General features: G+C 75.8%; 2 protein-coding genes. Both read left to right on the top strand.

What is annotated here, in order from left to right; translation table 11 throughout:
* The coding region (locus ABD352_RS49985; protein WP_344619715.1) for an SDR family NAD(P)-dependent oxidoreductase at positions 1–5,401 on the top strand (5,401 nt) is incomplete at its 5' end.
* Positions 5,398–11,529, top strand: coding sequence for an SDR family NAD(P)-dependent oxidoreductase (locus tag ABD352_RS49980; protein WP_344619714.1), 6,132 nt, complete (start codon positions 5,398–5,400; stop codon positions 11,527–11,529). The genes ABD352_RS49985 and ABD352_RS49980, both read left to right, overlap by 4 nt.

Genomic DNA, 11,529 nt, shown 5'->3' with positions numbered 1-11,529 from the left:
GCCCGAGGAGCGCCCGGCCGCGGCCCTGGAGCTGGTCCGCGCCGCGGTAGCCGCCGTGCTCGGCCACACCGGCACCGAACACATCGACGCCACCCGCGCCTTCAAGGACCTCGGCTTCGACTCCCTCACCGCCGTCGAACTGCGCAACCGCCTCCAGACCGCCACCGGACAACGCCTCCCCGCCACCCTCGTCTTCGACTTCCCCACCCCGGCCGCGCTGGCCGCCCACCTTCTCGACCAGCGCTCCCCCACCCCGGCCCCGGCCGCGACCCGCCCCGCCGCCGACGAGCCGATCGCCATCATCGGCATGGCCTGCCGCTTCCCCGGCGGCATCCACACCCCGGACCAGCTCTGGCAACTCCTGGCCGAGGGCGGAGACGCCATCGGCGACTTCCCCACCGGCCGCGGCTGGAACCTCGACGACCTCCTCGACGGCGGCCGCTCGCTGGCCCGCCAGGGCGGCTTCATCCACGACGCCGACCAGTTCGACGCCGACTTCTTCGGCATCAGCCCGCGCGAGGCGGCCGCGATGGACCCGCAGCAGCGGATCCTGCTGGAGACCAGCTGGGAGACCTTCGAGCACGCCGGGATCGACCCGCACGGCCTGCACAACAGCCAAACGGGCGTCTTCCTCGGCGTCATGTACAACGACTACGGCAGCCGCCTGGTCCACGCCGACCGGCCACTGACCGAGTACGAGGGGTACCTCGGCAACGGCTCCTCCGGCAGCGTCGCGTCCGGCCGCATCGCCTACACCTACGGCCTCCAGGGCCCGGCCGTCACCGTCGACACGGCATGCTCGTCGTCGCTGACCGCGATCCACCTCGCCGCTCAGGCCCTCCGCAGCGGCGAATGCACCCTGGCCCTGGCCGGCGGCACCACCGTCATGGCCGCACCGACCGTCTTCACCGAGTTCACCCGCCAACAAGGCCTCGCCCCCGACGGCCGCTGCAAACCCTTCGCCGACGCCGCCGACGGCACCGGCTTCTCCGAAGGCACCGGCCTGCTCCTCCTGCAACGCCTGTCCGACGCCCGCCGGGCCGGCCGCACGATCCTGGCGGTGGTACGCGGGTCGGCCGTCAACCAGGACGGCGCCTCCAACGGCCTCACCGCCCCCAACGGCCCCTCCCAGCAACGCGTCATCAACCAGGCCCTCGCCAACGCCGGCCTCCGCCCATCCGACGTCGACGCCGTCGAGGCACACGGCACCGGCACCACCCTCGGCGACCCCATCGAGGCCCAAGCCCTCCTGGCCACCTACGGCCAGGACCGCACCGAACCACTCCACCTCGGCTCGATCAAGTCGAACATCGGCCACACCCAGGCCGCCGCGGGCGTGGCCGGGGTCATCAAGATGATCCTGGCCCTCAACCACGACCTGCTACCCAAGACCCTCCACGTCGACCAGCCCACCACCCACGTCGACTGGACCACCGGCAACATCGCGCTCCTGACCGAGCCCGCGCCCTGGCCCCGCACGGAACGCCCACGACGGGCCGGCATCTCATCCTTCGGCCTGTCGGGCACCAACGCCCACGTCGTCATCGAGCAGGCGCCCGAATCGGCAACGCCCGAGGCCTCGGCCGGCGGTCCCGTCTCCTGGCACCTCTCGGCCCGGACCCGCGGCGCGCTCCACGACCTCGGCCGGCGCCTGCTGGGGAGCCTGGACCACAACCCCGCCGACATCGCCGCGACGCTCGGCAGCCGGGCCGCGTTCGAGCACCACGCCACCGTCATCGGCCACACCACCGACGACCTCCGCAGTGGCCTCGAAGCCCTCGCGGCCGGGCAACCGGCGGCACATCTGGTCACCGCCCACACCCCCGAGCCCCACGGCAAGCTCGCATTCCTGCTGCCGGGTCAGGGCGCCCAGCACGCGGGCATGGGCCACGGCCTCTACACCACCTACCCGGACTTCGCGGCCGCGTTCGACACCATCGCCGGGCACCTCGACCTACCCATGCACGACATCATGTGGGGCAACCAAACCCACCTGCTCAACCAGACCCTCTACACCCAGACCAGCCTCTTCACCCTGCAAATCGCCCTGCACCACCTCCTGCGGGACACCTTCGGCATCACACCCGACTACCTCCTCGGACACTCCGTCGGCGAAATCGCGGGCGCACACCTCGCGGGCATCCTGACCCTGCCGGACGCCTGCCGACTCCTCCTCGCCCGGGCCCAGCTCATGCAAGACCTGCCCGCCGGCGGAGCGATGGCCGCCATCCAAGCCACCCCAGACGAAATCGACGACAACACCGTCAGCATCGCCGCAGTCAACAGCCCGACCAGCACCGTCATCTCCGGCGACCGGAACAACGTCGAGACAGTCGTCCAACGGTTCAAGGCCCAGGGACGCAAAGCCACCAACCTCGACGTCTCACACGCATTCCACTCCCACCGCATCGAACCCATCCTCGAACCACTCGACACCATCGCCTCCGCACTGCCACACCACGAACCGCACATACCACTCATCGCCAACCTCACCGACGAACGCATCGACGGGCACTACTGGGCACGGCACGCACGGCAAACCGTCCAGTTCCACGACGGCGTCCGGTACCTGCGGGAGCACGGCGTCACCCGGTACCTCGAACTCGGGCCCAGCACGACCCTCACCACCCACGTGGACGACGGGGTCACCGCCGCCACGCTCAACCCGAAACAGCCCGAAGACCTCGCCCTCCTCGGCGCGCTCGCCGGACTGGACCTGCGGCACCGGGTGAGCGGCCGGCACGTCGACCTGCCCACGTACCCGTTCCAGCGCCGCGCCTACTGGCTCAACCCGCCGGCCCGCCGGGCCGAGCCGCACCGGCTCGGGCAGCGGTCCACGGACCATCCGCTGCTGCCGACCGCCGTCGAGCTCGCCGACAACCGGACCGTGTTCACCGGGCGGATCGGCGCCGCCGACCCCGAATGGCTGGCCGACCACACGGTGCTCGGCACCACGCTGCTGCCCGGCACCGCGATGCTCGACATGGCCCTGCACGCGGGCCGGCAGGTGGGCTGCGACCGGGTCGACGAGCTGACGCTGCGGGCGCCGATGGTCCTGCCGGCCGAGGGCGGCCTGGCGATCAGGGTCGCGGTCGATGCCCCCGACGAGGACGGCCGCCGCGCGATCGCCGTGCACGCCCGCCCCGACGGCGCCGAGGAGTGGGCGCGGCACGCGGAAGGCACCCTCGGCCCGGGCGATCCCACCGGCGCCGGCCCGGGGCTGACGAGCTGGCCGCCGCCGGGCGCCGAGGCGGTGCCGGTGGAGGGGCTGTACGAGGCGTTCGCGGGACGGGGGTACCAGTACGGGCCGCTGTTCCGGGGCCTGCGCGCGGCCTGGCGGGATGGGGCGGGCCTCTACGCCGAGGTGCGGCTGCCCGACGGGACCGGCGCCGACGGCTTCGGGCTCCACCCGGCGCTGTTCGACGCCGCGCTGCACGCGATGGCGGTGGACGCGACCGGCGACACCGTGCGGGTGCCGTTCGCCTGGCGGGGCGTGTCCCTCGTAGGTACCGGAGCGACCTCGCTGCGGGTCCGCCTGACCACCGCCGAGGACGGGACCGTGGCCCTGACGTTGGCGGACGGCGCCGGGGCACCGGTCGCGACCGTGGAGGCGCTCGTCGCCCGCGAGATCGACGCCGACCAGCTCCGGGCCGCCGACTCCCGCCCGCAGCCGCTGTACGCCGTCGACTGGATCCCGGCCCCCGCCGGATCGTCCGCGCCCGATCCCGTCTTTGCCCCGATCACGACCGGCGACGGGGACCCGATGACCGAGCTGGACGCCGCGGCGGAACGCACCCTGGCGCTGCTGCAGGAGTGGCTTGCGGACGACCGCTCGACCGCCGGCCCGCTCGTCCTCGTCACCCGGCGCGCGGTGGCCACCGGACCGGGCGAGGCCGTCGACATCGCGGCCGCGCCGGTCTGGGGTCTGGTCCGCTCCGCCCAGGCCGAGCACCCCGGCCAGTTCGTGCTGCTCGATCTCGACACCGATCCTGCGCGGATGCCGGCGTTGCCCCCGGGAGAGACGCAGGTGGCCGTGCGGGACGGGCGGGTCCTGGTGCCGCGGCTGGTCAAGGCCCGGGTGCCCGATGAGGCGCCGCCCGCCTTCGACCCCGGCGGCACCGTGCTCGTCACCGGCGGGACCGGGGCGCTCGGCGCGCTGGTGGCCCGGCATCTCGTCACCGCGCACCGGGCGCGGCGGCTGCTGCTGGTCAGCCGGAGGGGGCCGGACGCGCCCGGGGCGGCCGGGCTGCGCGACGAGCTGCGAGCGCTCGGAGCCGAGGTCACGATCGCGGGCTGCGACGTCGGGGACCGGCTCGACCTGCAGCGGCTGCTCACCACCGTGCCGACCCAGCACCCGCTGACCGCGATCGTGCACACGGCCGGGGTGCTCGACGACGGCACGATCGCCGGGCTCACCCCCGAGCGGCTGCGGGCCGTGGCGCGGGCCAAGACGCGCGGCGCGTGGCTGCTGCACGAGCTGACCCAGCACATGGCACTGGACGCGTTCGTGCTGTTCTCCTCGGCGGCGGGGACGCTCGGCGGGCCGGGGCAGGGCAACTACGCGGCGGCCAACGCGGGGCTCGACGCGATCGCGCAGCATCGGCGCCACCTCGGGCGGCCCGCCGTGTCCCTGGCCTGGGGGATGTGGGCGCAGGACAGCGGGATGGCCGGGGCACTCGACCGGCAGGACACGGCCCGGCTCGGGCGCAGCGGCCTCGTGGCGCTGAGCGCGGCCCAGGGGCTGGCGCTCTTCGACGCGGCGCTGCGGCTGGACCGGCCGGCCTCGGTGCCGGCCCGGCTCGACCCGGCGGTGCTGCGCGACCTGGCCGCGACCGGCGCCCTGCCGCCGCTGCTGCGCGGCCTCGTCCCCGCGGCGACCGCCGGCAACACGAACGGGGCGGCGGCGGACTTCGCCGCGATGCCCGAACCGCAGCGGCGCGAGGCGCTGCTCGACCTGGTGCGCGCGAACGTCGCGATCGTGCTCGGCGGGGACCGGCCGGCCGCCGTCGAGCCCGGCCGGGCGTTCAAGGAGCTCGGCTTCGACTCGCTCACCGCGGTCGAGCTGCGCAACCGGCTCAACGCCGCGACCGGGCTGCGGCTGTCGGCCACCGTGCTGTTCGACCACCCGAGCGCCGCGGCGCTGGCCGGCCACCTGGCCGGCGAGTTCGCCGCCCAGGAGGGCCCGGCGGACGGCGCGGAGGCAGCGGTGCGCGAGGCCCTCGCCGGCATCCCGTTGCGGCGCCTGCGCGAGGCCGGGCTCCTCGACGGGCTGCTGCGTCTCGCCGGGCTGCCCGCCGAGACGGCCGGGGCACCGGAAGCGCAGGCCGCCGCGGCGCAGGACATCGACACCATGGACGCCGGCGACCTGATCCGGCTCGCTCTCGAAGGCAGTGACCGATGACCGCTTCACAGCAGGAAACGCAGGACGTCGTCCAGGCGCTCAGGGCGTCGCTCAAGGAGACCGAGCGGCTGCGCCGGCAGAACCGGGAGCTGGCCGCCGCGGCCGCCGAGCCGATCGCGATCGTGTCGATGGCGTGCCGGTTCCCGGGCGGGGTGGCCACGCCCGAGCAGCTGTGGGACCTGCTGGCCGAGGGGCGCGACGCGGTCACCGAGTTCCCGGCCGACCGCGGCTGGGACCTCGACGCGCTGTTCGACCCGGACCCGGACCGGGTCGGCTGCTCGTACACCAGGGAGGGCGGCTTCCTCACCGACGCGGGCGCCTTCGACGCGGCGTTCTTCGGCATCAGCCCGCGGGAGGCGCTCGCCATCGACCCGCAGCAGCGGCTCCTGCTGCAGGTGGCGTGGGAGGCCCTCGAGCGGGCCGGGATCGACCCCGAGACCCTGCGGGGCAGCCCGACCGGGATCTACGCCGGCGTGATGTACAACGACTACGGCGGCCGCCTGATCGACCGGATCCCCGAAGGGTTCGAGGGCTACATCGGCAACGGCAGCGCCGGCAGCATCGCCACCGGCCGCGTCGCCTACACCCTCGGCCTGGAAGGGCCGGCGGTCACCATCGACACCGCGTGCTCGTCCTCGCTCGTCGCGCTGCACCTGGCGGCCGAGGCGCTGCGCCGCGGCGACTGCACGCTCGCGCTGGCCGGCGGCGTCACGGTGCTGGCCACCCCGAGCACGTTCGTCGAGTTCAGCCGGCAGCGCGGCCTGGCGCCGGACGGGCGGTGCAAGGCCTTCGCGGGCGCGGCCGACGGGGTCGGCTGGGCCGAGGGCGTCGGCCTGGCGCTGGTCGAGCGGCTCGCCGACGCCCGCCGCCTCGGCCACCCCGTCCTCGCGGTCATCCGCGGGTCGGCGGTCAACTCCGACGGCGCCTCCAACGGCCTGACCGCCCCCAACGGCCCGTCGCAGCAGCGGGTCATCCGCCGGGCGCTGGCCAGCGCCGGCCTGCGCCCGTCCGACGTCGACGCCGTCGAGGGCCACGGCACCGGCACGACGCTGGGCGACCCGATCGAGGCGCAGGCCCTGCTGGCCACCTATGGGCAGGACCGCGCCGCCCCGCTGCACCTGGGCTCCGTCAAGTCCAACCTCGGGCACACCCAGGCCGCGGCCGGGATCGCCGGGGTCATGAAGCTGGTCCTCGCCCTGCGCCACGAGCGGCTGCCGAGGACCCTGCACGTCGACGCGCCCAGCCCGCACGTCGACTGGGAGAGCGGCAACGTCCGGCTGCTGACGCAGGCCGTGCCGTGGCCGCGCAACGGCCGCCCGCGCCGGGCCGGCGTCTCCTCGTTCGGCGTGAGCGGCACCAACGCCCACCTGATCATCGAGGAGCCGCCCGCCGCCGAAGACCACCCGGCGCCCGCGCCCCAGACGCCATGGATCGTCAGCGCGCGCACCCCGGAGGCGCTTCGCCGGTACGCGGGAAGACTCGCCGAGCACGCCGGCGCGGACCCCGGGGACGTCGCGTACACCCTGGCCGGGCGGACCTCGTTCGCGCACCGGGCCGTCATCCTCGACGACCACCGGCGCGGCCTCGCCGCCCTCGCCGCGAGCGAGCCCCACACCGTGCTGCCCGACACCGTCGTCACCAACGCGAACGCCGCCGCGCCGGGCAAGCTCACCTTCGTCTTCCCCGGCCAGGGGTCGCAGTGGCCCGGGATGGCGGTCGACCTGGCCGCCGCCGACCCGGCGTTCGCCGCCCACCTCGACGCCTGCGCCGCCGCCCTCGCCCCGCACATCGACTGGGACTTCGCCGCGGCCCTGCGCGACCCCGCCATGCAGGAGCGCACCGAGGTCGTCCAGCCGGTGACGTTCGCCGTCGTCGTGGCGCTCGCCCGCCGCTGGCTCGACTTCGGCGTGCGGCCCGACGCGGTCATCGGCCACTCCCAGGGCGAGCTCGCCGCCGCCCACGTCGCCGGGATGCTGAGCCTGGCCGACGCGGCGAAGATCGTGGCGGTCCGGGCCAAGGCGCTCGCCCGGCTCTCCGGCATCGGCGGCATGGCCTCCATCCCGCTGCCGGCCGACGAGATCGAGCTGCCGGAGGGCGCGGTGATCTCGGCGCTCAACAGCCCGTCCACCACGGTCGTGTCCGGGTTGGCGGCCGTCGTCGACGCGCTGCTGGCCACCTATCCGCGGGCCCGGCGGGTCAACATCGACTACCCGTCGCACAGCCCGCACGTCGAGGCGCTGCGCGAGCAGGTGCTCACCGACCTCGCCGGGGTCACCGCCGCACCCGGGGACATCCCGTTCGTCTCCACCGTCACCGGCGAGCCCGTCGACCACCGGCGGCTGGGCGCCGAGTACTGGTACGACAACCTCAGACGCCCGGTCCGCTTCCACCCGACGCTGCGCGCGCTGGCCGACCGCGGCCACAACGCCTTCATCGAGGTGAGCCCCCACCCGGTGCTCACCATCGGGATCACCGAGACCCTCCCCGACGCGCACGTGCTGCCCACCCTGCACCGCAACCGGCCCGGCCCGGAGCAGTTCCGCGCCGCGCTGGCCCGCGCGCACGCCGCCGGCCTGCCGGTGCGCTGGCCGCGGGCCGGGCGGCTCGTGGACCTGCCGACGTACCCGTTCGAGGAGCGCTCCTTCTGGCTGGCCGCCAGGCCCGTCGCCGGGCTCGGCGGCACCGGGCACCCGCTGCTGACGGCGGCGGTCACCACCCCCGAGCCGGAGCTGACCGTCCACACCGGGCGGCTGTCCACGGCCACCCACCCGTGGCTGTCCCAGCACGCCGTGGGCGGGACCGCGCTGCTGCCCGGCACCGGCCTGATCGAGCTGGCCCTGCACGCCACCCCGCCCACCCACTCGCTGCGGGAGCTGGTGCTGGAGGCCCCGCTGCGGCTGCCGCCCGGCGGGGTGCAGGTGCAGGTGACCGCGGACGGGAAGGGCGCCGTGGCCGTGTACTCCCGCGCCACCGACGACGACCCGTGGACCAGGCACGCGGCCGGCTCGACGGTGCCGCAGGAGGAAGCGGTTCCCCCGCGACATCAGGAAAAGGGGCAGCCGCTCGACCTCGACGGGCTCTACGAGCGCTTCGCCGAGCACGGGTACGACTACGGCCCCGTCTTCCGCGGCCTGCGCGCCGCCTGGCGCAGCGGAGAGGACATCGTCGCCGAGGTCGCGCTCCCGGCCGACCAGCAGGCCGACGCCTACGGCATCCATCCGGCCCTGCTCGACGCCGCCCTGCACGCGCTGGCCGTGGACACGCGGACGGCCGAGGTGGCGGTGCCGTTCCTGTGGGAGGGGGTCACGCTGCACGCCCGCGGGGCCGGCGCCCTCAGGGTCCGGCTGACCCGGCTCGGCCCGGACCGGCTCGCCCTGGAGGCCACCGATGCCACCGGCGCGCCCGTCCTATCCGTGCGCTCGCTCTCCGTCCGCCCCATCGACCCCGCCCAGCTGGCGGCGCCGGCCATCGACCGGGAGGCGCTGTTCCACCTGGAGTGGGTGCCCGCGGCGGACGAGCGGCGGGACGCATCCGGGGCCGAACTGCTGACGGGAAACACCGTCACGGACGTCCTCGACCGGCTCCAGCGGTGGCTGAGGGACCCGCCGGCCGGCACCCGGCTGGCCGTCGTCACCACCGGCGCGGTCGCCACCCACCCCGGCGAGCACGTGCCGGACCTGGCCGGCGCCGCCGTCTGGGGCCTCGTCCGCAGCGCACAGGCTGAGCACCCCGGGCAGTTCGTCCTGCTCGACCACGACGGGGCCGGCGAGGAGGCGGTCCGGGCCGCGCTGGCCCGCCCCGAGCCGCAGCTGGCCATCCGGCAGGGCGTCGCGCTCGCGCCGCGGCTGGCCCGGGCCGACCGGCTGCTGAGCCCGCCGGACGGGCCGTGGGAGCTCGGGATGCGCGGCGGCGGGACCATCGAGTCGGTCGACCTGCTGCCGGTCGAGGCGCGCCCGGGCGGGCCGGGGCCGGGCGAGGTCACCGTCGCGCTGCGGGCCGCCGGCCTCAACTTCCGCGACGTACTGATCTGCCTCGGGATGTACCCCGGGAAGGCCACCATCGGCGGCGAGGGCGCCGGCGTCGTGCTGGCGGTCGGCGAGGGCGTGACCCGCTTCGCGCCCGGCGACCGGGTGATGGGCATGTTCCCCGAGGCCGGCCCGCGGGCCACCACCGACGAGCGGCTGCTCGCCCCCGTCCCCGACGGCTGGAGCTTCGCCGAGGGCGCCTCCGTGCCGGTCGCGTTCCTCACCGCCTACTACGGCCTGGTCGACCTGGCCGGCCTGCGCCCGGGCGAGACGCTGCTGCTGCACGCGGTGACCGGCGGGGTCGGGATGGCCGCCACCCAGCTGGCCCGGCACTGGGGCGTGGAGGTCTACGGCACGGCGAGCGCGGGCAAGCGCGCGGTCGCGCTCGCGCAGGGCTACGACGACGCCCACCTCGGCAACTCCCGGACGCTGGACTTCGCCGGGCAGTTCCTCGCCGCCACCGGCGGCCGGGGCGTCGACGTGGTGCTCAACTCACTGGCCCGCGACTACGTCGACGCCTCGCTGCGCCTGCTGCCGCGCGGGGGCCGGTTCGTCGAGATGGGCAAGACCGACGTGCGCGACCCGGACCGCGTCGCCGCCGACCACCCGGGCGTGCGCTACCGGGCCTTCGACGTCACCGATCCCGGCCCGGACCGGCTCGCCGAGATCTTCGCCGAGCTGACGCCGCTCTTCGCCGCCGGGGCGCTGCGGCCGCTGCCGGTGACCGCGTGGGACATCCGGCGGGCCCCGGAGGCGCTGCGGTACCTCAGCCAGGCCCGCCACACCGGCAAGCTCGTCCTGACCATCCCCTGCCCGCCCGACCCGGACGGCACGGTCCTCATCACCGGCGGCACCGGCGTGCTCGGCACCCTGATCGCCCGGGACCTCGTCGAGCGGCACGGGATGCGCCACGTGCTGCTCGCGAGCCGAAGCGGCGGCACGACAGAGCTCGGCCCGGAGGTCACCGTGGCCGCCTGCGACGCCGCCGACCGGGAGGCCCTCGCCGCGCTGCTCGCCGGCATCCCGGCCGAGCACCCGCTGACCACGGTCATCCACGCGGCGGGCGTGCTGGCCGACGCCACCGTGGACGCCCTCACCGCCGAGCAGGTGGATGCGGTACTGCGCCCCAAGGCCGACGCCGCCCGGCACCTGCACGAGCTGACGCGCGACCTGGACCTGGCCGAGTTCGTGCTGTTCTCGTCGGCGACGGGCACCTGGGGCGCGCCCGGCCAGGCCAACTACGCCGCCGCCAACGCGGTGCTGGACGCCCTCGCCCAGGACCGTCGGGCGCACGGCCGACCGGCGGTCTCGATGGGCTGGGGCCTGTGGGCGCCGGCCAGCGGGATGACCGGCCACCTGGGCCGGGCCGACCTGGCCCGGCTGCGCCGCAGCGGCGTGCGGGCGCTGTCCGCCGAGGAGGGGGTGGCCCTCTTCGCCGCGGCCCGCGGCGCCGACCGGGCGGCGGTCCTGCCGCAGCGCATCGACCTGGCCGCGATCCGCGCCGCGGCCGGCGAGGGCGAGGTCCCGCACCTGCTGCGCGGGCTGATCGGCAGGCCCCAGCGGCGGGCGGCCGCCGCCGCGCCCGTCGAGTCGATGGCCCGGTCGCTGGCCGCGCTGGCCGGGCCGCAGCGCCGGGCCGCGCTGCTGGACCTGGTGCGCGGCCACGTCGGGGCGGTCCTCGGCTACGGCGACGCCGACCCGGTCGAGCCCGCCAAGACCTTCAAGGAGCTGGGGTTCGACTCGCTGGCCGCGATCGAGCTGCGCAACCGGCTGGGCGGGGCGACCGGCCTGCGCCTGCCCGGCTCGCTCGTGTTCGACCACCCGACGGTGGAGGCTCTCGCCGTACACCTGGCGGATGAACTCGGCGGGGCACCGCAGGCCGCCGAGGCGCCCGCCGTCCTGACCGACCTGGACCGGGTCGCGGCCGCGCTCGCCGCCGGCGTCGTCGACGAGGCGGTGCGGGCCGGGGTGACCGAGCGCCTGCGGGCGATCTGGCGGTCCTGGAACGCGGCCGAGCCCGGGGCCGGGCGGCCCGACCTCGACGACGTCACCGACGACGAACTGTTCAGCGCCCTCGACGACGAGCTGGGGATGGACCGATGA

Source organism: Dactylosporangium salmoneum (assembly GCF_039532525.1).
Classification (GTDB): Bacteria; Actinomycetota; Actinomycetes; order Mycobacteriales; family Micromonosporaceae; genus Dactylosporangium; species Dactylosporangium salmoneum.
The sequence above is the reverse complement of the archived record's forward strand: the minus strand, read 5'-3'. Positions and strand labels throughout refer to the sequence as shown.